A 24226-nucleotide genomic window follows, 5' to 3' on the forward strand; every position below is an offset into this window, starting at 1 on the left:
ATCTCTTTTCTTTTTAAAAGTCTATTTGTTATTTTAATTTATGGAAATAGTATAATATTAAACATGCAAAGAAATCTTAAAAGAGGTTTTTTAAGAAAGATCTACATTTAGTTGCGCTCTAGACTGAATGTGATGTATAGAAAAAGAACAGAGGGTTGGAGGATCGCTCTTTATGTTGAAGGCATAAAGGGAGGAAAGTCCGGGCTCCACGGGAAAAGAATGCTGGATAACACCCAGCGAGGGAAACCTTAGGGAAAGTGCAACAGAAAGTATACCGCCATTTTTTTGGTAAGGGTGAAACGGCGTGGTAAGAGCACACCGCTTTTTTGGTAACAAAAAAGGCACGGCAAACCCCATTCGGAGCAAGACCAAATAGGAGCAACATGTTTTTTGAGTCCTCTCAAAAAACAGATGCTTTCCCGCATCGTTGTTCGGGTCGGTCGCGCGAGGCAAAGGGTAACCTTTGTCCCAGAGGAATGATTCTCATTTAAGTTTTTGCTTAAAAACAAAACCCGGCTTATAGACCCTCTGTTTCTTTTCAAGACTTTTTAGCTCTCATTTTCTTGACAAAATCATAAATTATCATTATCTATTATCTATTATATTAATAGGAGAAGTCAAAAATGCAAGTAGTTGTTCGAAAATGGGGGGATAGCATGGGAATTAGAATACCTATGGACTATTGCCGAAAATTAAATCTCAACCCAAATACAAAGTTAGAAATGTCAATGACAGACCATAAAATTACGATTTCTGTCAAGAAAGGTAAATTAGATGAAATCTTAGAACAAATGACGCCTGATACATTTCATTCTGATTTACTCCAAGGAAATCCTAGAGGAAATGAAGAATGGTAAAATACGTACCTGATCAAGGTGACGTTGTATGGGTAAGCTTTGATCCCCAGGTTGGTCGGGAAATTAAGAAAAAAAGACCCGCATTAGTTCTTTCTCTTAAAAAATACAATAAAATCAGAGGAATGGCGATTATTGTTCCTGTGACAAGCAAGACAAAAAAGTATCCTCTCGAAATATATTTAAAAACCATTAAAATAACTGGGTTTATCTTGCCTGATCAAGTTAAGACCATAGATTGGAATGAACGTGATGTTCAATATATAACTTCTGCATCCAAAAACGTCGTTCAAGAAACACTTGAAAAGCTAAATTTGCTCTTTGGAATTGAATTAGATTAACACACTGAGTGTCCGAAAATTTTTAACTGTATATACCCTTATCTATAGAGTGCGATGCTCGAAAAAACTCTTGTCTTTAGTCCGAATATTGCATGGGCGAATCTGAAGAAGAAAAGAAAGAGACATAACGAGGTCAAAGTAATCTCTCCCGATGGCCAGGTAATTAAAATTTTTGGAGATTATGAGGTGTTGGGAGAAAGATTTGATTGCTTGAGAATTAAATGAGCAAAAGAAGATAGCTCAAATTTTTTGCTTATTCTGTCTAAAGATAATTGTAGACATTAACATTCAGTTTTCTTGAGGTTTTGTATAATCGTGGAAAGAGACTTAATCCCAACGTTGCTCCAAACAATATGTATGTTCTTTTTATAGAAGTTGAGGAAAGTCCGTCAGATTTAACAGCCTACCCTCTCCTGGGAAGGCTCTTTTGACAGAACATAAAATCTTCAAGTGTGGTTAAATAGAACCTTCTGTTTCTTTTCAAGACTTTTTATCTTTGATTTTTTTGAGTTAAGAAGAATTTTTGTCCCAAAACGCTGCCTTATTTTAGGAAATAAAGTACTCTTTTTTAGAAAAATGGTCTTCTGAGTAAGATCATGCTATAATAAAACGTTATTGAAAGAGAAGTTACAAAAGTTTTTAAGATGGATTGACACAGATATTAACAATAATCCTGACAATCGGTGGCCTTAACGGCTGCAGTGCGGCATATATCGAAAGAGGATATGAAACTGGCTCGGGAAGATATGACAAGGCGGGAAGAAGAAGTTTCTAAGAGAGATGCCTTATGGGCTAAGTTTCTTGAAAAGATCCATAATGTGGATAAAAAATTTTATGCGCTTGAGAAGCAAATTTACAAGATTAAATCTGATTGGTCTCAAAAAGCTTAAGAATGGTGTGTAAATTTAACATTAATTTTAATTATGTGCTTGTTTTGAGAAAAATACAAGAGCGGTATATAATTTTGAGACATTTATTTGGGTTTTTAGAAATCTAATTTATTTTTTTCTTTTAAATTTGAGAAGGTTAATTATCAAAGAATCTAGGGAGAGACATTTTAACTTGATTTTTAAGTTTTCCTTCTCTAAAATCCGCCAAGAGAAACAGGCTTTGTTTTTAATCTAGAAGTTTAACCCGTTTGTAACTTGTTTCTTTTTTTCCCATATTTTGATGAAAAGGTTGATGTGCGATGTTCATTCAAACAGAAGAAACACCAAATCCTTTAACATTGAAGTTCCTTCCACAAAAAACAGTTATGGAGCACGGAACACTTGAGTTCACAAGACTTGAAGAGGCATCAAGTTCTCCTTTAGCGGAGAGACTCTTTAACATTGAGGGTGTTGAACGTATTTTATTTGGAAAAGATTTTATTTCCATTACCAAGAAGGCTGATAAAGAATGGTATATTCTAAAGCCTTCTATTTTAGGAACCATTATGGAACACTTTGTCGCTGGAAGGCCCATACTTCAAAGTGAGAAAAAGGAAATAACATCAAAGGCTTCTCTTGAGAATGAAGATGAGATTTCAAAGGAAATTCGTGAAATTATCGATACACGCGTCCGTCCTGCTGTTGCACAAGATGGAGGAGATATTATTTTTGATCGTTTTGAAGAGGGAATTGTTTATGTTCATATGCAAGGAGCCTGTTCAGGATGTCCAAGTTCAACAGTTACACTTAAATCCGGCATTGAGAATATGCTGAAACATTATGTTCCTGAAGTGATTGAGATCCGGGCAATTGAAGAGCCTTTTGCGGCATGAAAGTATAAATTTTAATTGGGTTTATTAAAGACAAGGGTGCTTATGAATAAAGGTATTCGATGGTGTTATTATGCAGTACTGAGTCTTTCTCTTATAGGGCTTTATGCGGCCTCTTTTTATGGCCTTACGCCTTCTCATTTTTGGAATAAGGTTTTAACGCCTTGCCAAAAAACGGCCTCAAACGTATTTTCAGAAAAAATGGGGTCAAAGTATTCTTATCGCTCGGGCCCTTATCAACTTTCACCAAATCTTTATGTCCATTCTGCAAATGAACTTGCTGAGACATTTGAATCCCATGCATTTTCACTTGAATCGGCTCGTTTAGATCACGGTACTGTTCCAAAACTTTACCTTGCACGTCTTCCAAGTGATTTTAAGAAACAACCCCGTAAAAATAGACAGATGACCTTTCTTCAAACAGTTTTACCAATTATTGTTGCTGTGAATCAGGGCATTTTAGAAATGCGGACACAGCTTGAAGGTCTTCATACAAAACAGAAAACAGGAATTCAACTGACTTCTGAAGAGCATCTCTTTCTCTCAAAGCTTTATGATGATTATAATGTTAAGGAAAGAACACTCGAGAAACTTTTGCAAAAAGTCGATATTATCCCTATTTCCTTAACGCTTGCACAGGGCATCCTTGAAAGTGGATGGGGAACATCTTCCCTTGCTCAAAAGGCAAATTCCTTATTTGGGCATACAAATAGTAATAATACAATGAAGCGCTTTCCAACATTGGTGAATACAGTTGAGTATCATGTTCATAATTTAAACAAACATTTTGCATACAAAAAGTTTCGTCAAAAACGTGCAGAGCTTCGAGAAAAAGGACATTTGGATGCGCACTCTTTAGCGGAAGGTTTAAAGCCTTATTCCGAGCGCGGTATGGCCTATGTACGTGATATTCGCAAAATTATGAAACAATATCATCTTTACGAATTTGATCATCATGTATCGCTTGATATAAAAAATCAACAGATCGAAAAAGAAGCTTAAGATCTCAAGACATCATGGATTGTGGTGCTTCTTGATCGGATAAGAGAGGGTAGCTTTGAGCATCGAAGAGTTGATAGTGCCACCATTCTTTTTCATAAAAATCAAATCCTCCCTCGGTCATAAGACCTAACAAAAGAAGCCGATTTTTTTGAGCAAGGGGAGAGATTTGTGTGTTCCTATGAAAAGAAAGCTCTGTAAAATCGTCAAAAGGCGTTCCCATATCGAGCTCTTTGTGTGTATGCGCATCAACAAGAGTTAAATCAACAGCAATGCCGCGTGAATGAGCGGATCCTCTTTTGGGATCTGCAACAAAGGTAGGGTCAGGACAAAATTCCCACAATTTCCATTGAGCTTCGGTGGGCCTAAAAGCATCAAAAATTTTAAGAGAAAATCCGAGATCTTGGGCACGCCTGGCAATGGCATGAATCTTTTCAGCGGCTTTCTCATGAAGAAAACAGAGAGATTTTTTATATACAGGTTTTTTTGTAAAGTTTAAAGGTCCTGAGGTTGCATAAGCAATTTCAAGAATAATCCCCGGAGAATTTTTTTTAATCTCGACAAGCATTGAAAACAATCCTAAAAAAAGAGGGAAGGGAGACGTTTTTAAATGGTTATACTTGCTTATAGTACCATATCTGACATGCTTTCAATAGCTCTTTTTAACCAAAGAGAAAAGAAGCCTTTTGTTGTTTTTCAAGAAAGTGTTTTTAGAGAACATGCAACTGTTTTGATTCCTAGGATTCAAGACTTTTTAAGGAAAGAAAATCTAACATTTGAAGATATAGGAGCTATTGCTGTTTGCTCAGGACCTGGATCCTTTACAGGAGCACGGATCGGTTGCGCGGCTGCACTTGGATTTTCAGCTTTTAAAGAAATTCCACTTTTGGGGATTAATACATTTCAGATGTATGCAAAATATCTTTTTGAAAAGGATGGAGTTCAACATCGTCCTTGTTTAATTCTCTTAAAAAGTGGACATGATGAATTGTGTGTTGCGTCTTTAGATGTAAATTTATTGCCTGTGCCAGGACTTTTTGAAAAACCACAATGTCTTGAAAAAGAAAGTTTTCTCAATCTTATAAAAAAGGATAAAACGCCTTATATCATTGCAGGAGATGCCTTTTTTACCCAAGAAGAAATAAAAGGAATACCTTTAAAATATAACTGTATTTTAGACCAAGACATCATTTTAGCTGAATGGGTCGGGAAAGCAGCAATAACCCTTATGGATCAAAATATTTACCCGCCAATGACCCCTCTTTATGTAAAACCAGCTTATGTCAAAATTCCACAATGACCATTCTTCCTATGATTCAAATTAAGAAAGCTCAAAAAAAAGATATTCCTGATATTGCTCTCTTATGGAAAGATAAACTCCAAGCTTTTTGGACAAAAGAAATGATAGAAACTTCTTTTAAGAAGGAAGGCGTTTATACAGTGATTGCTGTTTGTGCGCATTATCCTGAAGCGTCCCAAAAGAATGTTGGGTTTTTAATGGCTTCCTTAGAAGGAGATGCAGAGCTTTATGCGCTTGTTATAAATAAAGCATATCAAAGACAAGGCATCGGGGAACTCCTTTTAAAAAATCTAATTGATTTTTTAAAAAATAAAAAGATTTTTTCTCTTTTTTTAGAAGTTGCAGAAGATAATGAAAAAGCCCGGACTTTTTATGAAAAACAAGGTTTTAAAAAAATAGGAGAGCGGCTTTCTTATTATTCGAAAAAAATGGGGGGCAAAGACTTGAGGGTCAAAGCCCTTGTTTTAAGAAAAAATTTTTGAAATGATAAAAAATTTAAAACTTAATCTTTGTCTGAATGAAAATATTTAAGGAGTTGTCTCATCTCCTCTTTCAAAGATAATTTTTATCCAAAGAAAGTGCTTGGCTAAGAAATGGTGAAAATCCACATGTATATTTAAGGTTATGATTTCCAGTGAAAGTTCTCTAAAGTCGTTGGAAAAACTAATTTTTCATAAAAGTAATTTGTGAAAAATATTTCCTGAATTTAGCTTCAATTTTGAGAGTCTTGCCTTGAAATTTCTTGTGGATGAGCTTCTTTTTCCGGGATGCTTTTGAGAAAATTTTTCTGAAGATTCCATTTGAGATTGTTTTAAGATATGCTAAACGAGGAAGATGCTTAAAGTATCTTTATATATGGTTAAAAAGGACAAAGAGTTGATGAAACTTCCGATTGGAGAAAGTGACTTTAGAACAATCATTACTGGAAAGTATAACTTTGTTGATAAAACGCTTTTCATTAAAGAGGTTATTGAAGAAGCTGCTAAAGTTATTCTAATCACGCGTCCATGTCGATTTGGAAAGACCCTTAACCTCTCGATGCTTCAGTATTTTTTTGCTTCAGAGGTGAGGGGTATTTCCACAAAAGGACTTTTTGAAGGACTCAAGATCTCTCAAGAAGCTGTCTATGGAGACTATCAAGGCCAAGTGCCTGTGATTTCACTTTCTTTTAAGGATGTGAAAGTAGATAGTTTTGAAAGAGCTTATAAGGAGATCTACTCGCTCGTTGTCAATTTATACGAGAAATTTTATTATCTTCAGACGAGCAATTTTCTTTTAGAAAGTCAAAAAGCTTTTTATCGCCGGATCTTAACAGGGGAAGCAGACGAGACGGATCTTTCAAGGTCTCTTAAAGAACTGACAGAATACCTTTTTGCGCATCATAAAACATCCCCTATTGTCCTCATTGATGAATATGACACACCCATCCATGCTGGATACCTTAACGGGTTTTATGACAAAATTTTCTCTTTCTTTCGGAATTTTCTAAGCGCAGGCCTTAAAGACAATCCGTGTCTTTATAAAGCTGTTCTCACCGGAATTTTGCGCGTTTCGAGGGAGAGTTTGTTCTCAGGTCTTAACCATCTCAAAGTTTATTCTGTTTTGAGCTGCAAATACAGCCCTTATTTTGGGTTTACAGAAGGTGAAGTTGAGGATCTTCTCAAGCAAGCGCACATGGAAGAAAAAGTAAGCGGCGTTAAGGATTGGTATAACGGATATCACATGGCTGATGTTACCGTTTACAATCCTTGGTCAATTATTAACTTTATTCAAGAAGACGGGGTTCTTCAACCTTATTGGGTGAATACTTCGGATAATGAGCTGATTAAATCTCTCCTGACAGGTGCAAGTTTTTCCTTTAAAGATGATTTTGAAGCCCTTCTTCAAGGAAAAAGTATAGAAGAATTTATTGATGAGAATGTGGTGTTTTCTGATTTAAAAAGAAATGATCCAAGCACGATTTGAAGTTTGTTTTTAATGACGGGATATTTAACTGCATGGAAGCATGAGCATACACCCCGTGGGTCACAGTGTAAGCTTTCTATCCCAAATAAGGAAATCAGCTTTTTACTACAACGAATTATTGAAGGGTGGTTTGTCCAAGATTATGGCCTTAAGTGGTATGAGCAGTTCTTAAATTCTCTTTTGCAAGGAGAGATGGAGAAGTTCTCTCTTGAATTAAAGGAACTTATTGACCATACGGTGAGTGTCCATGATACAGGAAGAAGTCCTGAAGCTTTTTATCATGGTCTTATGATTGGTCTCACGGCAAGTCTTCATGGCTCTTCCCTTTATGAAATCCGTTCCAACCGCGAAAGTGGAAAAGGCCGTTATGATTATGCAATTATAGCAAGAGAACCTCAAACGCTGAGCATTCTTATGGAGTTTAAGCAGATTAAAGAAGCAGGAAAAACGCTTTCGGATTCAAAGCTCGAAGATCTTCTTAAACAAACAGCGGAAGAAGCGCTTACCCAAATAACGCAAAAAGATTATTATAAAGAAATTAAACAACGGGGACTTACGCGTCTTTTAAAAATTGGTCTTGCGTTTTCTGGAAAGAAGTTTTGTCTTTTACATGAGGTTTCTGAAGTCTTCTGACACAAAAACAAAAAGCATTAAATAATTAAAAATTATTTATAGAATCTTGTTTAAAGAGCTTCAAAAATGAAGAATCAATATTAAAAATAATTAAGTCCGATGGCTTCTCTTACCTCACGCATGGTCGCTTGAGCCACCGCGCGTGCCTTCTTCGTTCCAGAAAATAAGATTTCTTGAAGATCTTTTGTTTTAAAAGATTCTCTTTTTTCACGAAAAGGTGTGAGAAGATTTTGAAGTGTGTCATTTAAAAGGTTTTTAAGGGTTGTATCCCCAAGCCCTCCCCGTTGGTAATGTGCTTTAAGTGCTTCAAGTTCTTCTTTATCTTTATAAAAGGCATCAAGATAGGTAAAAACGACATTTCCTTCTACTTGGCCGGGATCACTGAGTCGAAGATGCATTGGATCTGTATACATGGCAAAGACTTTTTGTTTAATTGCCTCGGGTGTATCTGACAAAAAAATGGTATTGCCCAAAGATTTACTGGCTTTAGATTTTCCATCAATTCCAACCAGTCTTGAAGTTTGACTTAAAAGAACCTTTGCTTCTTTTAAACAAGTGGTCTTGTAAATACGATTGAATTTTCGAACAATTTCATTGGTTTGTTCAACCATGGGAACTTGGTCTTGTCCAACAGGAACGAGGTCAGCTTTAAAAATGGTGATATCCGCAGCTTGATTAACAGGATAACAAAAAAATCCCGCAGGAATTGAATCTTCATATTTTTTTTGTTGAATTTCAGATTTGACGGTTGGATTGCGTTCAAGCCTACCCAGCGTTACAAGGTTTAAATAGTAAAGTGTAAGTTCTGTAATTTCTGGGATCTGGGATTGAATAAAAAAGGTTGTTTTTTGAGGGTCAAGTCCGATGGAGAGATAATCCCTGGCAACTTCATACACATGTTCAATAATTTTTTGTGGATGTTCAAAATTGTCTGTAAGAGCTTGGACATCGGCAATCATAACAAATTGAGTATACGTGTCTTGAAGAAGAAGCCGATTGAGAAGAGAGCCAACATAGTGACCTAAATGGAGTTTTCCAGTGGGCCGATCTCCTGTTAATATTACCTTTTTCATAAATGATCCTTTGGATGTGTCGAAGCTAGTCTTATTCTTTTTATAAGACGAGGAAAAAGTTCCGTCTAGTCTTTCTCTTAAAAAATATAAATAATTTATCATTTGTGAAAAAAGTACATAAAGAAAAAGATTTTTTCGATTTTAGCTCTTTTTTAATTTAATTGAATGTTGAAAGAAATATATCTTACTTTTCTCATTTTTATTAAGATATTCTGAGAGGTTCGAGAGTTCTTTAAAGAGAAGACGTATATTTCTTTAAAGTGTTGCATATCAGGCATCTTATTTTTTTTGAGAAGAAAAAACATGAAAGGTACTTTCTTCTTTTTGTGATTATTTGTATGATTTAAGAAAAATTGCTCTTTATAAAAACAAAAACAGGGTAATAAATTATAATGGGTCAAAACTCCCAAAAAACGTCGAAAACACCACTGGTAAAAGGATATTTTACAGATATCTTTATTCAAAAACCGACTTATGCAATTGTTTTAAGTCTTTTAATCTTTATTTTAGGGTTGAAAGCGCTCGATTACTTACCTGTTCGGCAATATCCTTTTACGGAAAATGCTGTTATTACGATTACGACCAGTTATGCAGGGGCTGAACCTGAAATCGTTGCAGGGTTTATTACAACAATTCTAGAAAAAGCCATTGCTCAAGCAAATGGTATTGATTATATGACATCAACAAGTACCCAAGGACAAAGCCTTATAAAAGCGGCTTTACGTTTAAATTATGATCCAAGCCGCGCATTGACTGAGATTATAACAAAAGTAAATAGCGTTTTAAATCTTTTACCCCAAGATGCTCAGGCTCCGACTCTTTCTATTTCGATAGGAGATAATTTAGATTCTCTCTATTTAAGCTTTTCTAGTGATCTTCTCAAAAACAATCAAATTACAGATTATTTAAGCCGCGTAGTTGTTCCAAAATTGCAATCTGTAATCAATGTTCAAGTCGCAGAAATTATAGGAAGCAAAGAACTCGCCTTAAGGGTTTGGTTAGATCCTCAGAAGATGGTCAGTTTTGGGATAACGCCAGAAGATGTTTCAATGGCTCTTGCGCAAAATGACTTTATTTCAGCTGTCGGTCGAACAGATGGAAATATGATAACCGTTGGGCTTGGCGCAAATACGGGCCTTACTTCAGTTGAAGGATTTCAAGATCTTGTTTTAAAATCTAAAGATAATGTGGTTATCCGGCTTAAAGACGTGGCGAATGTTGTTTTAGGAGCTGAAGATTATGACACCGAAGTTTCTTTTAATGGAAAGAAAGCTGTTTTTATTGGGGTTAAAGTTGCTCCAAGTGCCAATGTTTTAACCGTTATTAATGACGTTAAAGAAAAATTACCCCAGATTTTTAAAGAGCTGCCTGAAGGCTTAAAAGGGGATATTATGTATGATAAAACAGAATTTATTAAAAGCTCTATTTCAGAAGTTGAGCGCGCTTTAGCAGAAGCCATGATTATTGTTATTGGTGTTATTTTTTTATTTTTAGGAACTTTCCGCTCCGTCATGATTCCTCTTTTAGCAATTCCTCTTTCACTCATAGGAACATTTTTTATTATGCTTCTCTTAGGGTTTACAATAAATCTTTTAACGCTTTTAGCCTTAGTCTTAGCTATTGGGCTTGTGGTTGATGATGCCATCATCGTTGTTGAAAATGTTCATCGTCATATGGAAAAGGGGATGTCCATTGTTGAGGCTTCTTTGTTGGGAGCACAAGAGCTTGCACATCCCATTATAGCCATCACAGTTGTTTTGATTGCTGTTTATGTTCCGATTGCTTTTTTAGAAGGTCTCACGGGGGCATTATTTATGGAATTCGCTTTTACCCTTGTTGCGGCTGTCTTTGTGTCTGCGGTGATCGCTCTAACATTATCTCCTTTAATGTGTTCTCAGCTTTTAAAGCGCCATCAAAAATCAGTTTTATCCTCTTTTATAGATCGTCAGTTTAATCAGATGCAGCAAAAATATGCACATCTTTTAAAAAATGCCCTGCAATATTTGCCTGTTACACTTATTTTTTGTGGGATTATTGTTGCCAGTAATTTTAATCTTTATATCACCTCTAAAAAAGAATTAGCTCCTCAAGAAGATCAAGGATATCTTAAAGTTTTTTTAAGAACGGCTCCAAATGCTAATTTAATGCAGACAAAACTTTATGCTAAAAAGGTTTATGATATTTTGTCAACCATTCCGGAAAAGGATTGTTCTTTTCAAATAAGCGGTATTGATGGTTTAAATACAACTTATTGGTCTGTCGGTTTTATTAATTGGAAAGAAAGAAAACGTACGGCAACGGATATTCAAAACACCCTCCAAAAATCATTGTCTAAAATTGCTGGTGGAGAGGTATCTGTTTACCAACCTCCCTCTCTTCCCGGATTTGGAGGGTATCCTCTTCAGTTTATTATTAAAACAACCGATTCTTTTGAAAAGCTTAATGAAGTAAGCGAAAAATTTCTAGAAAAAGCAAAAGAAACAGGAAAATTTGCTTTTTTGCAGACTGATTTAAAGATTGATACCGAGAAAGTTTTTCTTAAAATTGATCGGGACAAGGCAGCTGTTTTGGGTCTGGCAATGAAGGATATTGGGAATATTTTAGCGCCTGCTTTGAGCAATAGTTATATCAATTATTTTGCATTTATGGACCGCTCTTATCAAGTTATTCCTCAGCTTTCAAGAGAAAATCGTCTTAATCCAAAAGATCTGGAGATGATTTATCTTAAGACACCAACACAAAGTCTTATTCCGCTTTCAACAGTTGTGTCCTTAGAATCTTATGTGGTTCCTCAATGTTTGAATCATTTTCAACAACTCAATGCTGCATCGTTCACGGGCGCTCCTATGCCAGGTGTGACCATTGGAGAAGCGCTTGAAACTTTAAAAGAGATTTCTGAAGAGATGCTTCCCTCGGGATTTGAGATTGATTATGCAGGTCCTTCTCGTCAATATATCCAAGAAAGTTCTTCTCTGGTTATTACTTTTTTCTTTGCTCTTATTATTATTTATTTATCACTGGCCTTTTTATTTGAAAGTTTTCGAGATCCTTTAGTGGTCTTAATAAGTGTTCCTCTTTCAGTTTGTGGTGCTATGATTTTTATTAATCTTGGTGTTGGGGGGGCAAGTCTTAATATTTATACAGAAGTGGGTCTTGTAACGCTCATAGGCCTTATTAGCAAACATGGGATTCTGATTGTTCAATTTGCAAATGATCTGCAAAGAGAAGGGTTTTCAAAAAAAGAATCAATTCTTTCTGCGTCTGAGATAAGATTACGTCCTATTTTGATGACAACTTTTGCTATGGTTCTTGGCGTTTTTCCTCTTTTGTTTGCGCATGGAGCAGGAGCAGAAAGTCGGTTTCAGATTGGTCTCGTGATTGCTTCTGGAATTTCAATTGGAACTTTTTTTACACTTTTTATTGTTCCCGCCATGTATATTGTTCTTGGTGCTGATTTATCAAAAATTAAAAAAAAGCCTTTTTTTAAAAAATAGGATAAGATGTTTTTGACTTGCTTTAGAAACATTTAAAGCAAGGAGCTAAGTTCTAAGAAGAGGAAAATTTATGACCTTTCGGAAAAGAATTTTTGCTTTTGCTATTTGGATATGTCGTTTTAATTTCGGTACCTTTGAAGCGGAAGAATTTAAGAAATTCTTACGAATGGGGTTGATATTTTTTGTTATTATTGGTGTTTATTGGACGCTGCGTCCTTTGAAAGATTCTATCTTTATACAACTTGTGGATAAGATGGACCTTCCCTATGCCAAGACCTTATCAATTATGGCTCTTCTTCCTCTCGTTATGGTTTATACAAAATTCCTAGAGCAACGAACCCGTGAGAAAATGTTTATTCTTTTGGTAACTTTTTATGCGATAGGAATTTTTTGTTTCGCGGCACTCATGTTTATTGCTCAAATTTCCTCAAAAGAGGTGCAGACGCTTTCACCGCTCCCTTTTATCGCAACAAAAATTTTAGGCTATAGTTGGTATTTGTTTGTTGAGAGTTTTGGATCTCTTGTTGTGTCTTTATTTTGGGCCTTCTCAACGGATACAACGGACCCTCTTTCAGCAAAAAAAGGCTTCCCCCTTATTGTTGCTTTAGGACAAATTGGAGGAATTGTTTTTCCATTTGGAATTGGAGGACTCCCTCATCGATTGGGTTTTAAAACGGATACTCTTTCTATAACCCTCTTAGGGTTCTTAACTCTTCTCATTATTCCGCTTATTCATTCTTTTTTAAAGAAAACGCCCCCCCGGCTGCTGGTTTCTTTTCATGAAAAGAATTATAAAAAGGGTCGACCTAAGCATAGTTCCGGTTTTTTAGAAGGACTCAGGCTTATTTTGAAGCATCGATACCTTCTTGGAATCTTTGCCGTAAATTTTACATACGAGTTTATTGTGACCATTATTGATTTTAATTTTAAATTGGCCGCTGCGACAGCATACAGTGGTGTGGCTCTGAGCCATTATTTGAGTTTCTATGGATCAATTGTTAATAGTGTATCTTTATTTTGTTTGATTTTTGGAATTAGCAATATTACGCGATTTTTAGGTGTCGAAAAATCTCTTTTGGTAATGCCTTTAAGTATTGGTGTTGCTTTGATAGGTTTTTTAACAGTTGATACGCTTTCCTTCTTATTTGTTTTAATGGTTGCCTCAAAAGCAATTAATTATTCTTTAAATGGGCCGACCTTAAAACAGCTTTATATTCCAACAACGACGGACGTTCGTTTTAAAGCCCAGGCTTGGATTGAGACTTTTGGTTCAAGATCTTCCAAAGAAGTTGGATCGCTCTTTAATATGACGCTAAGCCCTTTACAAGCCATTTTAGGAAATTTTGCAGGCAGAGCTTCTTATCTTACTCTAACGGGGATTATTGCTGGTCCTTTAGTTTTTCTTTGGTTTCTAACAGCGTTTTATTTAGGAAGAAGTTTTAAAAAAGCGATAGATGGCGAAAAAGTTATTTGTTAGAAACTGTTAATACGTTCGCCGCCTAATGATTGAACTTTGATCATTCTATGATCAAAATTCAATCAGATGTCGCTCTCATGTTTTAAAAGGACACGTTTTTTTAAGAATGTAATCAATATCTTTTATGGTTCCTTTATAACCAAGTTCTCTTAAAGAGGTTACGCCAAAATTTTGAATGCCACAGGGAACGATTGAGTTATAGTGAGATAAATCAGGATCTATATTTAAGGAAATTCCATGAAAGCTTATCCAATGTCGAACACGAATGCCAAGAGCTGCGATTTTTAAAATTTTTTCATCCCGTCCCTTTACCCAAATACCAATAAGTCCTTCTTGACGAAAAGCTTCAATTTTTAGTTCTTTTAACGTGTCGATAATCCACGTTTCAAGAAGATTTACAAATGCTTTTAGATCGGGAAGGGGAGAGAGCGTTTTTAAATCAATCATACAATAGATAATGCGTTGTCCCGGCCCATGATAAGTGATACGTCCGCCGCGTCCTGTTTCATATAGGGGAAAGGGTAAGTCATTTGGAAGCAAGCATAGATCTTCTTGAAAGTTTGAGCTTGTTCCATAAGTATAAAGAGAAGGATGTTCGAGGAGCCAAATACAACCAGGTTTTTTCTTTTTATAGATGTCCTCAACATATTTTTCCATGAAGAAAAGTGCCTCTTCATAAGGAACAAGGCCAGGTGAGATTTTCCAACAAAGTTGAGAAGAGGGAATAAAAGAGGATGTTGTTTTTTTGAAAAGATTAAGCATCTTCTCTCGGAAAAGGTGGAAGCGCGCTCACTTCGACACCTTCTTGATGAAGTTCAATAATTTCATCAAGAGACGTTTGCCCGTAAATATTCCGTTTTTTAGTTTCGCCATAGTGTATACGGCGTGCTTCTTCAGCAAATTGATTCCCAACATCGTCGCAGTTTTTCTTAACAAAGTCTTTTAAATCAAGAAGAGCTTTTCTCACAAGCGCTGAAGGATGGGGAATCTCTTCATTGGAAGGAATCGAAATCTCTGAATCAGGGAGGAGAGACGATTTTTTAATGGTATTAGTCAGATGGATTGCATCTGTAATTTCATTCTTTGAGGCATAGACTTCAGGTAAAAACGAAGAAGGGATATCTCCTTCAAAAGGAAGGGTAGTCGATTCTTCCGTGGCAGACGACGTGGTTTCTTTTTGGAAAGAAAGACGCGGGGACATGGGGGCTTTTGTGATGGATGTTGATGTGCAAAAAGGACAAGAAAGGAGCTTATGCCTTTGCTGATCCTCAAAGGCTTCACTATTGCGAAACCAGCATTCAAAAATATGGTTAATGTCACATTTTAATTTATAGACGATCATGTCCTATCCTAAAGTTATCATAACACAACAGTTTAGTCTAAAGGATTTTTTAGCATAATCCCAGCATTTTTTAATAATTTCTCAAAATTATTCGTTTTTGAAAGGGCCATAAGATCATCATATCCTCCAATGGAAGTTTCTCCGATGAAAATTTGGGGAACTGTCGTTCGCCCTCCTGTTTTCTTAACAAGGTCTTCTCTAAAAGATGTATTTCCTGTGACATCAATTTCAACGAAGGGAAGAGCGTTGCGCGTTAAAAAATCTTTAGCAAACGTACAATAAGGACAATAGGTGGTTGTAAAGATTGTAATCTGGTTTTTTAGGATGAGAGAGTCCATGAAGCACCCTTAATTTTTTAAATTTAAGATAAAGAAGCATAGCATTCTTTTATAAGAATTCAACTTCATAACATGACAAATTTTTAAAAATTAAGAAAAATTTTAAAATTATTTTAAAAGGAAATTTTTTAATTTTGTCAAAATAGAAAGGTTTTTTTAAAGAGTAAGTCCTTAATCCTTATTTGAAAAAAGAGATGCATGAGCGCTTAAAAGTGTGGAAATTTTTAAAGAAGTTCCTAAGTTTATTTGGTCCGGACCAGAGAGGAATGACAGTCTTTGAGAACCGCCTTCCGGTAAAGGCAGCTCTTTAAAAAGAGTATGCATATGACAAATTTCCGCAGGAAGGCTATTTGCAAAAAGCCCTGCCATACGGGCCGTACGTAAAGGAAAATTTGGACTTTCTAAGTGTACGATGGAGTCTTGAGTCAATGGGTTTAAAGAGGCAAAAATGAGCTCTATTTCTCCTTTAAGAGTTGCTTTTAAAGTATCTGTTTCAGAGATTGACATTTTTAAAATATGGAAAGCTAAAAGAAGCCTTGGTGTAAGACTTAAGTTAAGATCACGTCTAAGTCCTTGCGTTTCAAAAACGTTAGCTTCTTTTAACGTTGAAATCATTGTGTCAAAATGGTCATGAAGATCCTTTTTCAAAGAGACCGGCCTATTTTTGAGCATAGCCAAGAATTTTAGTATCTGAAATTGTGTTTTGAGAGAAAAATACGCTTGCCAGAGACTCTTTTCCTCTGGGCTTAGATCAGAAAGTTTGCTGGGTAAAGACGGTGTCCCTTCAAATGAAGCAAGAGCTTCTTCATAATTTTGTTCCTGCATTCCATATCCTGTGCTACGTGTGCATCGATAATTAAGTTTTGCAAGAGTTTCCCATTTGTGTTTCTGGTCTTGAGGAGCTTCTTGAGATGTCATTAGGATGCGTGGTGTTATACCCGAAAAAAACCATTTTACAGGGGCTGTGAGATATGAAAAATAGGCGATGCATTGATTTGTTTCAACACTACGTATTTCTAACGATGCTTTGTCCAACAAAAGATTTCCCTTATGCGTGCGCCAAAATTGAATCGTATCAGCGGATAAGAGAGGGTGTCTTTCTAGATTTTGAATTTGAAGATCATAGGGAATCTGATCTTCCCAACTTTGAGCAAGAGAATTTAAAAATCCCATTTCCATGGGTTGTGTAAATTGATTGAGGCCAAACCATACACGTCCCTCTTTAAAATGCTCCTCTGAAAGAGGCATGTTGGGATGGAGTTCGGGAGCTTCATGATCTTCCTCTTTTAAGAGTCGGATAAGGGATATGATATGACCGTTTTTGTTAATAAAATTATATTGTTTATAAGTAGAGCATGTTGGGCCTTCCTCTTCATGATGCTCAACAAACATAAGGGGAAAATAAGCTGAGACCGGCGAAAAAATAACAAGAATGCTTAGAGAAAAAAAAGGGTTTTGATAGAATTCTTCATACAGATCTACTCAAATGATGAAAGTATTTGCTCTTACAAAAAAATAACACACTCGACAAATTTATCGAAATGTATATGAAAAGAAAAAATTTTTCAAAGAAAAAGATTTTTGTTTCGAGTTTGAATTCTTAAACAATCTTTTTTCATGAAATTTAAAGACGCATGTTTTTAAAAGAATATGCTTTATACTCTCAAAAAAATTATAAAGAGAAAAATATATCTAAGGACCCTTGAAATCTAAAAATTAATACTTATCTCAATTTCATACGATAAAATATTTGACTTTAACTTTTTAAATAATATTTTAAATTCATGGATCATAACATGTCTTTTTATCAATATATTTTGATGTGAGAATAATTTAAAAGGCTGTTCTCCGGGTCTGAAATGTTTTATACATATCAAACCTGGAGAACTTTTAAATTTAATATTTTTAAAATATATATTATTTTTTTATTTTTTTTAAAAGTAAAACTTTTAAAAATTAAAAATAAATAAAATATAAAAAAATTTCATTAAATTTTATTAGAGTAAATATTTTAATTTTTAATTTAACAGCCACAAACTTTTTGGATGCGTAGGATGATGTCTCCTTCTCGAATTTTAGAAAACACTTTTTTAGAAGATAATTTGATAGATTCTCCCTTTTTAGAGAGTCAAGAACGCCAAAATGAATTTTTTAAAACGGCTTCGAAGGATGTTTTTTATGAAGATGTTTCTCATGAAACTCTTTTTTTTGAAGAACAGTCTGATTTATGTGTTCATCATGTTCCTCCTTTTAATATAGAAAAAATTTCAAAGCATGCATATCGGCTTACGATTTTGATGCCAGGTGTGTCACTTGATAATATTCAAAGTAAACAAAAAAAAGATAAGATGATTATTTCTGTGACACCTTCTTCAAATTATTTTAATTTAAATGAAGGCTATGAGCTTATTCATTTTGGGATTTTTGACGTTTTAAAACCCAATTGTCCTTTTGAATTTCAAATTAATTTACCCCAAGGTATTGAGATTACAAAAAAAGCTCTGGAAGAAGGCCTTTTAAAAATAGACCTTCAACGCAAAGCATAAAGAAAAAGTTTCTTTATTTCTCTTTTTTATTTTATAGGGTGGATTTTTCCGATTCTAAAACATCTTTGTTTGGGTTTAGACGGGAAGAGCGTTCACGATAGAATTCATAACGCGCAACAAAAAGTGTGCTTGGAATAATAATTGCAGCGCCAATGACCGTAGAAAGTCCTGGAAATTCTTGAAAAAAAAGAAATCCAAAGAGGATAGAAATAACAAGTTCAAAATAACGAAAAGGGGCTAAAGCAGAAGCGTCCATTGCAGCAAAGGCTTTTAAAAGACAAAAGAGAATTAAATTTCCACCAACACCTAAAATTGCAAGGACACCCAGTTGTTGAAAACTCGGCGTTGTCCATACAAAATATGTGGGAAAAGCGCTAAGAATTGTTGCAACGAAAGCTGAATAAAACAACATGCTGAGCATGCTTTCTTGAATAATAAATTTTTTATTAATAATATCAAGTGTTGCGAACATCAAAGAAGCGGCAACAAGGACAAGAGCAATCGGTTGGAATCCTATTTCTGTTGGATTTAAGACAGCAACAATTCCAAAAAAACCTGCAATTGTGGCAGCGCACCGTTGCCAACCAATTTGTTCCTTAAGGAAGATTCGGGCAAGAACTAAGATAAAGAGGGGAATTGAAAAATTTAAAACAGTAACGGTCGCAATTGGTACAATTGTAAGGCCATAGCACCAAAAGCTAATTCCAACAAACAGAAGGCTTCCGCGTATCACATGAACGAAGGGTCGAGAAGTTCTCCAGGAAGATTTTCCAAAATAGAGCATCACGGGAATTAAGGAAAGTGTTCCAAAGAAGAATCTCCAGAAGGTGATTTCTACACTGGGAAGATTTTGTCCGAGAAACTTCATAATGAGATCATTAGAATTGCTAATGAGAAGACTTAAAATAAACCAAAAAATGCCCTTAAAATAAAGTGTTTTAAAAAAAGAAGGTTGTGTCTGTGGAATAAATGAATCCGTGTTGCTCATACAAAATCACCCCTTTGAAAGGTTAAAAAATTTTATTTCTTTTAAAAAAGTAAAAAGAAATAATCAAGATTCATGAGATAAAGATGAAGAAAACAAAAAGACTAAAGCTTAAAATTATTTAACATAGATTTAGGATCTTTTTGTCGCCATTCTCTTTAGCCGCATTTTTATAGCGTCCGCAATCTGAACAATCAAATCAACGCTTCTTAACAAGAACGTAATCTAGTTTAAAAAAAAATCCAAGAAGAAAATTTCTTTTCAAAGAAAATTATTTAAATTTTAGCATAAAAAATCCTCGGAAAATTCATTCCGAGGACATAAGAGATTTTTTGATAAAAAAACTATCTGCTATGGAGTGCTAGTGAAAATGTGCTGTGCTTAGGAGAGGAAGCTCCCCATGATGGGATATTACGTATTGGACATTTTCTTCTGTAACAGGCATTCCTGCAACTTGAAGAGCCATGGCGGCATCTATGTTTTCTACAGTAGTACCTGAGCTCAAAAGAGAAACAAGGGCATCCCGTACTTGGGTATTTGGCTTGTGATGGATAAAGATTGCGATATTGGCAGCTGTAATAACGTGAGGATTATGTTGTACAAGAGCATATGCAGCTTCCATTTCATCTGGATTGTCAGGATGAATAATGCCAGCTGCGATGGCGGCATGGTGTATTGTAGGATTTTCTTCATTATTTATAGGGCATAGGCTACCCCAACAAACATAACAGTAGAAAAAACGGAGAGAATTACTAATTTTGAAAGATAAGGCTTCATATTAAACTTCAGAAAAAAATAAAAATAAATTTTGAAAGATAAGTCTTCATATCAAAGACCCTTTTTATATTGTTAAAAACACTAAAATTCTAACAAGAACTTTTCTTAATTATTGCAAGAAAATTGAGCCCATAAAAAATTTAAGAAGCAATATTTCTCTCAGGAAGACGTGTTAAAGGAACAAATTGGACAGGCAAAAGAGATTCTTTTACAAATCCTTGGTCTGTTCTCGTGATTTTAATAAGTGTTTGTTGAGAAGCGGATCCAAAAGGCATAAGAAGGCGCCCTTGGGGTTTTAATTGTTGAAGAAGCGGCTGAGGGATGTAATCTGCGGCAGCTGTTACGATGATAACATCAAAGAGACCGGCTTCTGGCCATCCAAAAGCGCCGTCTGCAATTTTTGAATGAATATTGCTATAATGAAGTGTTTTGAAAAGAGCTTGTGCTTTCTTTTGAAGCAGAGGATGAATCTCTATCGTATAAACTTCTCGGCACAGAAGACTTAAAACCGCGGCGTTATATCCAGAGCCTGTACCAATTTCAAGGACGGTGTCTTCCTTGTGAACATTTGCATTTTCGATCATGTAAGCAACAATAAAAGGCTGTGAAATCGTCTGATGACACTCAATGGGAAGAGGAGAATCTTCATAAGCAAGATGGGATTCAGAATTTGCAACAAATAAGTGGCGTGGGATATGGGTTAACGCCTTTAGAAGAGGTTGATTTTTAATGCCATGGTTTTTGAGACGTGCAACCATGTTAAGGCGTCTTTGTTCTTGAATCGGGTCATGCGGCATAATTTCTTTCCCTTAAGTTAAGTTTAAAAAATTAAAAAAGAAGTTTATAGACACTAAAAAAATAGATTGAGTTCTAATATTAATTAAAGTGGAAGATGTGGTCTTACAACAACGACAGCAGAGGTTGTTGTTTTTGTTTGGAGAGGAAGGCAAGTTGTGGGGCTAGGAAGGCGTCTCAAGCAGGAGCAACGTGAAGGTTTTTCAGTAGGGCGATCACAAGACGGAGGAAGTATATCTCCTTCAGCACATTTTCCACCTACAGGAGAAACAACCACAAAGGACGTCTCTGAACAATCGTACGAGGGGTTTATTGCCAAAGCTGAGTAAGAAGTATTTCCTAATATCACAAGGATCAGGGAGAGATTTTTAAGTTGAAGTAACTTCATGATATAGTCTCCTTGAATCTATTATACGAAAAAAAAAGAGTATTAAAGAGATATATTTGAAAAGAATTTGTGCTTACCTCTTATAATTATTTATGACGCTTTTCAGCGTGTCAAGAACTTAATTTAGTATTGTACCAGTTCACGTAAAATAAAGCTCGATAACGACCTGAAGGATTTGATCATATTGGTTAGAATGGGAATATGATACAAAGTATACAAAGGTTACAAATTGTGTTTAACAGCTTTTTCTTGTCTTAATTTGTCAATAGATGTATTTGATGAATGAGACGGTTTAGAAACATATTGAACGTATTCGAATGATTGGTTTAAGGAAATCTATAAGATGTTAAATTATAAAGAGACAGTATTCTTGCCCCAGACTTCTTTTCCCATGAAGGGAAATCTCCCTCTCCTTGAGCCTAAGATATTAGAAATATGGCAAAATGAAAATCTTTATGAAAAAATCCAGGAAAGGTCTTCGGGAAAACCTTCCTACATTCTTCATGATGGTCCTCCTTATGCGAATGGGCATCTTCATATGGGGCATGCTCTTAATAAGATCTTAAAAGATATTATTTTAAAATTTTACCATCTTTATGGATATCGCGTGCCTTTTATCCCAGGATGGGATTGCCATGGTCTTCCTATTGAGTGGAAAATTGAAGAAGAATATCGTAAAAAGGGTCTTTCAAAAGAAGATATTACTGTTGAGGAATTTCGAGCAGAATGCAGAGCCTACGCTCAAAAATGGGTTTACATACAATCTCAAGAAGTTCAACGCTTGGGTGTTTTAGGGGATTGGAAGCATCCTTATATTACAATGGATTTTAAATCTGAAGCTTTGGTGGTTCAAGAAATCTTTACCTTCTTGAAAAAGGGCTTACTTTATAGGGGGGTGCGACCTGTTTTTTGGTCTGTTGTAGAAAAAACGGCTTTAGCAGAGGCTGAGGTAGAGTACCATGATCATGTTTCGCCAAGTATTTATGTAGCGTTTTCTGTTTCAAAATCAAAAAATGATCTCTTTAATCAGAACACCTCTGTTGTTATTTGGACTACAACGCCATGGACATTGCCTGGAAATAGAGCCGTTGCATATGGAGAAGAGATAGACTATGTGCTTTTTGAAGAAGAAAATGGGCAGCGTTATATTATCGGAAAAGATCTTCTTCAAAATTTTCAGGAAAAAACCAATAAGCACGGAAAAGTTCTCAAAACATTTAAAGGACATGATTTAAAAGACGTTTTTGTAAAACATCCCCTTTATAATCTTGGCTATCCTTTCGAGGTCCCTCTCTTGCCAGGTGACCATGTCACAACAGCTCAAGGAACAGGACTTGTGCATATTGCACCCGGTCATGGAGAAGAAGATTTTAATGTGGGCAAGAAATTTGGATTGGAGATTCCAGAAACGGTTGGGGGAGATGGATATTTTTATGCCCATGTTCCTCTTTTTAAGGGAGAGCATGTTTTTAAAGTAAATCCAAAAGTTATTGAAGCCCTTGAGAAAGAACGAGCACTTCTTTATGCAGAAACCCTAAAACATAGTTTTCCCCATTCTTGGAGATCTAAAGCGCCTCTTATTTTTAGGACAACACCTCAATGGTTTATTAGTCTAGATAAAGATGGACTTCGTCAGCGTGCTCTCAATTTGATTGATCATGACGTTCGGTGGATTCCTGCTCTTGGAAAAAACAGAATAAGATCGATGGTTGAAAACAGGCCTGATTGGTGTTTGTCGAGACAACGTACCTGGGGTGTGCCAATTGCCATTTTTACAAATATTCAAACAGGAGAAACCTTAAATGATCCTCGAGTCAATGAGCGTATTTTGTCAGCGATTGAAGCTGAAGGAGGAGACGCTTGGTATAAGGGAGATCCGCGGCGCTTTTTAGAGGGCCTTTATGAAAAGGATCTTTATGAGCCTGTTATGGACTGCGTAGATGTGTGGTTCGATAGTGGATCTTCCCATTCTTATGTCTTGGAACAACGCGAGGGATTGTATAGCCCCGCAGATCTTTATGTTGAAGGGTCTGACCAACATCGTGGATGGTTTCAAAGCTCTCTCCTTGAAGCTTGTGGCACCCGTAACCATGCTCCTTTTAAGACAGTTTTAACCCATGGATTTGTTTTAGATGAAAAGGGATATAAGATGTCGAAATCCTTGGGGAATACAATTCTTCCTCAAAAAATTATTGATGAAATGGGAGCAGATATTTTAAGACTATGGGTTGTGAACTCCGATTATAGTGAAGATCTGAGGGTTGGTGTTGGCATTTTGAAGCATCAACAAGAAATCTATCGAAGGTTCCGAAATACATTACGTTATCTTTTGGGAGCTCTCAAAGGCTTTTCAGATAAAGAGAAAGTAACCTTTGAAGATATGGGGCCTTTAGAACGTTATATCTTACATCGACTTTATGAGCTTGAGGAATTGGCACAGAAAACACGTGAAACTTTTGACTTTCATCGTTTTTATACAGAGCTCCATACCTTTATTTCTTCTGATTTATCAGCCTTTTATTTTGATATCCGAAAAGATGTTCTTTATTGTGATTCACGGATGTCCTTAAAGCGGCGCTCTGTTCGAACCGTGATGGATATTCTTTTTAACAGGCTTTTACTTTGGATTGCTCCTGTCTTGAGTTTTACGGCAGAAGAAGCTTTTAAAAGTCGAAAAGAGACGGAAGAAAGCATCTTTTTAGAAGAAATGCCTAAAATCTCAAAAGAATGGAAAAATAAAAACCTTGGTCTAACTTGGAAAGATCTTAGAAATTTAAGACGGGTTTTAACAGGAGCTCTTGAGCTTGAACGCTCAAAAGGAACATTGGGATCAAGCTTAGAAGCAAATTTAATCATCTATATCGGAAATGAAAGAATTTCCCTTTTTAAAGAGATCGACCTTGCCGAATTTGCTATTGTTTCAGAGGCTTCTCTTGTAGAAGGAGCAATTCCTGAAGATGCTTTTACGTTGCCAGATGTTCCAGGAATTGGCGTCCACGTTCTTTTAAGTGATCATCAAAAATGTGAAAGATGTTGGAAAATGTCTCCTGATGTTGGGACAAGCGAAAATCATCCAAAAATTTGTACACGATGTGCAGAAGCTGTAGAAATTTATTTAAAACAAGAAGATGCTTAAAAAAGAGGAAAAGAGAGCAATAAA

The 24226-nt window shown here is 35.7% G+C and carries 23 protein-coding genes, 1 other RNA gene and 1 riboswitch; of the genes, 14 read left to right on the top strand and 10 right to left on the bottom strand.

Annotated elements, in window-relative coordinates; all coding sequences use genetic code 11:
- Positions 1 to 147: 147 nt before the first annotated feature.
- From rnpB to JSS34_01470, 6 genes are all read left to right on the top strand, one after another.
- Positions 148 to 536, top strand: an RNA gene (gene rnpB / locus JSS34_01445) — RNase P RNA component class A.
- Positions 537 to 623: 87 nt separating this feature from the next.
- The gene (locus JSS34_01450; GenBank protein MBS0185011.1) at positions 624 to 857 is read left to right on the top strand and encodes an AbrB/MazE/SpoVT family DNA-binding domain-containing protein; all 234 of its coding nucleotides are present in this window, start codon (positions 624 to 626) and stop codon (positions 855 to 857) included.
- On the top strand, positions 851 to 1195 hold the full coding sequence (locus tag JSS34_01455) for a type II toxin-antitoxin system PemK/MazF family toxin (GenBank protein MBS0185012.1): 345 nt from the start codon (positions 851 to 853) through the stop codon (positions 1193 to 1195). Before JSS34_01450 ends, JSS34_01455 begins: the two co-directional genes overlap by 7 nt.
- A 683-nt stretch (positions 1196 to 1878) precedes the next feature.
- The gene (locus JSS34_01460) at positions 1879 to 2085 is read left to right on the top strand and encodes a hypothetical protein (protein ID MBS0185013.1); all 207 of its coding nucleotides are present in this window, start codon (positions 1879 to 1881) and stop codon (positions 2083 to 2085) included.
- A 299-nt stretch (positions 2086 to 2384) separates the two neighbouring features.
- Complete coding sequence (locus tag JSS34_01465) at positions 2385 to 2957, top strand: NifU family protein (protein MBS0185014.1); 573 nt, start codon at positions 2385 to 2387, stop codon at positions 2955 to 2957.
- A 42-nt stretch (positions 2958 to 2999) separates the two neighbouring features.
- Positions 3000 to 3956, top strand: a complete 957-nt coding sequence (locus tag JSS34_01470; GenBank protein MBS0185015.1) for a glucosaminidase domain-containing protein — start codon at positions 3000 to 3002, stop codon at positions 3954 to 3956.
- Between the two features lie 4 nt (positions 3957 to 3960).
- Here the strand turns inward: JSS34_01470 and ddpX are convergent, their stop codons facing one another.
- Positions 3961 to 4521 carry a D-alanyl-D-alanine dipeptidase gene (gene ddpX / locus JSS34_01475; protein MBS0185016.1) on the bottom strand — a complete coding sequence of 187 codons (561 nt, stop codon included), beginning with the start codon at positions 4519 to 4521 and terminating at the stop codon, positions 3961 to 3963.
- 42 nt (positions 4522 to 4563) lie between these two features.
- Between ddpX and tsaB the strand changes: the two genes are divergently transcribed.
- From tsaB to JSS34_01495, 4 genes are all read left to right on the top strand, one after another.
- Positions 4564 to 5253 carry a tRNA (adenosine(37)-N6)-threonylcarbamoyltransferase complex dimerization subunit type 1 TsaB gene (gene tsaB / locus JSS34_01480; GenBank protein MBS0185017.1) on the top strand — a complete coding sequence of 230 codons (690 nt, stop codon included), beginning with the start codon at positions 4564 to 4566 and terminating at the stop codon, positions 5251 to 5253.
- Positions 5250 to 5735 (top strand): GNAT family N-acetyltransferase, encoded by a 486-nt coding sequence (locus JSS34_01485; GenBank protein ID MBS0185018.1) that lies wholly within the window; start codon positions 5250 to 5252, stop codon positions 5733 to 5735. Before tsaB ends, JSS34_01485 begins: the two co-directional genes overlap by 4 nt.
- A gap of 397 nt (positions 5736 to 6132) precedes the next feature.
- Positions 6133 to 7218 carry an AAA family ATPase gene (locus JSS34_01490; GenBank protein ID MBS0185019.1) on the top strand — a complete coding sequence of 362 codons (1086 nt, stop codon included), beginning with the start codon at positions 6133 to 6135 and terminating at the stop codon, positions 7216 to 7218.
- Between the two features lie 12 nt (positions 7219 to 7230).
- On the top strand, positions 7231 to 7851 hold the full coding sequence (locus tag JSS34_01495; protein MBS0185020.1) for a PD-(D/E)XK nuclease domain-containing protein: 621 nt from the start codon (positions 7231 to 7233) through the stop codon (positions 7849 to 7851).
- A gap of 80 nt (positions 7852 to 7931) precedes the next feature.
- On the opposite strand, the gene trpS is transcribed toward JSS34_01495, so the two are convergent.
- Complete coding sequence (trpS, locus tag JSS34_01500; GenBank protein MBS0185021.1) at positions 7932 to 8924, bottom strand: tryptophan--tRNA ligase; 993 nt, start codon at positions 8922 to 8924, stop codon at positions 7932 to 7934.
- A 392-nt stretch (positions 8925 to 9316) separates the two neighbouring features.
- On the opposite strand from trpS, the gene JSS34_01505 reads away from it, so the two are divergent.
- Together JSS34_01505 and JSS34_01510 are read left to right on the top strand one after the other, a co-directional pair.
- Positions 9317 to 12418 carry an efflux RND transporter permease subunit gene (locus JSS34_01505; GenBank protein MBS0185022.1) on the top strand — a complete coding sequence of 1034 codons (3102 nt, stop codon included), beginning with the start codon at positions 9317 to 9319 and terminating at the stop codon, positions 12416 to 12418.
- A 70-nt stretch (positions 12419 to 12488) separates the two neighbouring features.
- A complete protein-coding gene (locus JSS34_01510) occupies positions 12489 to 13895 on the top strand; it encodes a hypothetical protein (protein MBS0185023.1) in 1407 nt (468 codons plus the stop codon).
- A 75-nt stretch (positions 13896 to 13970) separates the two neighbouring features.
- On the opposite strand, the gene lipB is transcribed toward JSS34_01510, so the two are convergent.
- The 4 genes from lipB to JSS34_01530 form a co-directional block, all read right to left on the bottom strand.
- A complete protein-coding gene (gene lipB, locus JSS34_01515; GenBank protein ID MBS0185024.1) occupies positions 13971 to 14657 on the bottom strand; it encodes a lipoyl(octanoyl) transferase LipB in 687 nt (228 codons plus the stop codon).
- Complete coding sequence (locus tag JSS34_01520; GenBank protein MBS0185025.1) at positions 14650 to 15237, bottom strand: DUF1178 family protein; 588 nt, start codon at positions 15235 to 15237, stop codon at positions 14650 to 14652. The genes lipB and JSS34_01520 overlap by 8 nt, the downstream gene beginning before the upstream one ends.
- 32 nt (positions 15238 to 15269) lie before the next feature.
- Positions 15270 to 15575, bottom strand: coding sequence for a glutaredoxin 3 (gene grxC, locus JSS34_01525; GenBank protein MBS0185026.1), 306 nt, complete (start codon positions 15573 to 15575; stop codon positions 15270 to 15272).
- A gap of 171 nt (positions 15576 to 15746) precedes the next feature.
- Complete coding sequence (locus JSS34_01530) at positions 15747 to 16967, bottom strand: hypothetical protein (protein ID MBS0185027.1); 1221 nt, start codon at positions 16965 to 16967, stop codon at positions 15747 to 15749.
- Positions 16968 to 17629: 662 nt separating this feature from the next.
- On the opposite strand from JSS34_01530, the gene JSS34_01535 reads away from it, so the two are divergent.
- Positions 17630 to 18121 (top strand): hypothetical protein, encoded by a 492-nt coding sequence (locus tag JSS34_01535; GenBank protein ID MBS0185028.1) that lies wholly within the window; start codon positions 17630 to 17632, stop codon positions 18119 to 18121.
- Positions 18122 to 18152: 31 nt separating this feature from the next.
- Here the strand turns inward: JSS34_01535 and JSS34_01540 are convergent, their stop codons facing one another.
- From JSS34_01540 to JSS34_01555, 4 genes are all read right to left on the bottom strand, one after another.
- Positions 18153 to 19109 (bottom strand): DMT family transporter, encoded by a 957-nt coding sequence (locus tag JSS34_01540; GenBank protein MBS0185029.1) that lies wholly within the window; start codon positions 19107 to 19109, stop codon positions 18153 to 18155.
- 134 nt (positions 19110 to 19243) lie between these two features.
- A riboswitch (SAM riboswitch) is annotated at positions 19244 to 19322 on the bottom strand.
- A 145-nt stretch (positions 19323 to 19467) separates the two neighbouring features.
- Complete coding sequence (locus tag JSS34_01545; protein ID MBS0185030.1) at positions 19468 to 19728, bottom strand: hypothetical protein; 261 nt, start codon at positions 19726 to 19728, stop codon at positions 19468 to 19470.
- A 295-nt stretch (positions 19729 to 20023) separates the two neighbouring features.
- Positions 20024 to 20680, bottom strand: a complete 657-nt coding sequence (locus JSS34_01550; protein MBS0185031.1) for a protein-L-isoaspartate(D-aspartate) O-methyltransferase — start codon at positions 20678 to 20680, stop codon at positions 20024 to 20026.
- Positions 20681 to 20763: 83 nt separating this feature from the next.
- The gene (locus JSS34_01555; protein ID MBS0185032.1) at positions 20764 to 21066 is read right to left on the bottom strand and encodes a hypothetical protein; all 303 of its coding nucleotides are present in this window, start codon (positions 21064 to 21066) and stop codon (positions 20764 to 20766) included.
- Positions 21067 to 21409: 343 nt separating this feature from the next.
- Between JSS34_01555 and JSS34_01560 the strand changes: the two genes are divergently transcribed.
- Complete coding sequence (locus tag JSS34_01560; GenBank protein MBS0185033.1) at positions 21410 to 24202, top strand: isoleucine--tRNA ligase; 2793 nt, start codon at positions 21410 to 21412, stop codon at positions 24200 to 24202.
- Positions 24203 to 24226 lie beyond the last annotated feature (24 nt).

It is taken from the genome of Pseudomonadota bacterium, from assembly GCA_018242545.1.
Classification (GTDB): domain Bacteria; phylum Pseudomonadota; class Alphaproteobacteria; order 16-39-46; family 16-39-46; genus 16-39-46.

Excerpts from the sequence above, each read along its gene's own strand:
- JSS34_01450 (MBS0185011.1), top strand. The coding sequence starts at position 624 with ATGCAAGTAGTTGTTCGAAAATGGGGGGATAGCATGGGAATTAGAATA.
- JSS34_01455 (MBS0185012.1), top strand. The coding sequence starts at position 851 with ATGGTAAAATACGTACCTGATCAAGGTGACGTTGTATGGGTAAGCTTT.
- JSS34_01465 (MBS0185014.1), top strand. The coding sequence starts at position 2,385 with ATGTTCATTCAAACAGAAGAAACACCAAATCCTTTAACATTGAAGTTC.
- JSS34_01470 (MBS0185015.1), top strand. The coding sequence starts at position 3,000 with ATGAATAAAGGTATTCGATGGTGTTATTATGCAGTACTGAGTCTTTCT.
- ddpX (MBS0185016.1), bottom strand. The coding sequence starts at position 4,521 with ATGCTTGTCGAGATTAAAAAAAATTCTCCGGGGATTATTCTTGAAATT.
- tsaB (MBS0185017.1), top strand. The coding sequence starts at position 4,564 with ATGGTTATACTTGCTTATAGTACCATATCTGACATGCTTTCAATAGCT.
- JSS34_01485 (MBS0185018.1), top strand. The coding sequence starts at position 5,250 with ATGACCATTCTTCCTATGATTCAAATTAAGAAAGCTCAAAAAAAAGAT.
- JSS34_01490 (MBS0185019.1), top strand. The coding sequence starts at position 6,133 with ATGAAACTTCCGATTGGAGAAAGTGACTTTAGAACAATCATTACTGGA.
- JSS34_01495 (MBS0185020.1), top strand. The coding sequence starts at position 7,231 with ATGACGGGATATTTAACTGCATGGAAGCATGAGCATACACCCCGTGGG.
- trpS (MBS0185021.1), bottom strand. The coding sequence starts at position 8,924 with ATGAAAAAGGTAATATTAACAGGAGATCGGCCCACTGGAAAACTCCAT.
- JSS34_01505 (MBS0185022.1), top strand. The coding sequence starts at position 9,317 with ATGGGTCAAAACTCCCAAAAAACGTCGAAAACACCACTGGTAAAAGGA.
- JSS34_01510 (MBS0185023.1), top strand. The coding sequence starts at position 12,489 with ATGACCTTTCGGAAAAGAATTTTTGCTTTTGCTATTTGGATATGTCGT.
- lipB (MBS0185024.1), bottom strand. The coding sequence starts at position 14,657 with ATGCTTAATCTTTTCAAAAAAACAACATCCTCTTTTATTCCCTCTTCT.
- JSS34_01520 (MBS0185025.1), bottom strand. The coding sequence starts at position 15,237 with ATGATCGTCTATAAATTAAAATGTGACATTAACCATATTTTTGAATGC.
- grxC (MBS0185026.1), bottom strand. The coding sequence starts at position 15,575 with ATGGACTCTCTCATCCTAAAAAACCAGATTACAATCTTTACAACCACC.
- JSS34_01530 (MBS0185027.1), bottom strand. The coding sequence starts at position 16,967 with ATGTTTGTTGAGCATCATGAAGAGGAAGGCCCAACATGCTCTACTTAT.
- JSS34_01535 (MBS0185028.1), top strand. The coding sequence starts at position 17,630 with ATGATGTCTCCTTCTCGAATTTTAGAAAACACTTTTTTAGAAGATAAT.
- JSS34_01540 (MBS0185029.1), bottom strand. The coding sequence starts at position 19,109 with ATGAGCAACACGGATTCATTTATTCCACAGACACAACCTTCTTTTTTT.
- JSS34_01545 (MBS0185030.1), bottom strand. The coding sequence starts at position 19,728 with ATGGAAGCTGCATATGCTCTTGTACAACATAATCCTCACGTTATTACA.
- JSS34_01550 (MBS0185031.1), bottom strand. The coding sequence starts at position 20,680 with ATGCCGCATGACCCGATTCAAGAACAAAGACGCCTTAACATGGTTGCA.
- JSS34_01555 (MBS0185032.1), bottom strand. The coding sequence starts at position 21,066 with ATGAAGTTACTTCAACTTAAAAATCTCTCCCTGATCCTTGTGATATTA.
- JSS34_01560 (MBS0185033.1), top strand. The coding sequence starts at position 21,410 with ATGTTAAATTATAAAGAGACAGTATTCTTGCCCCAGACTTCTTTTCCC.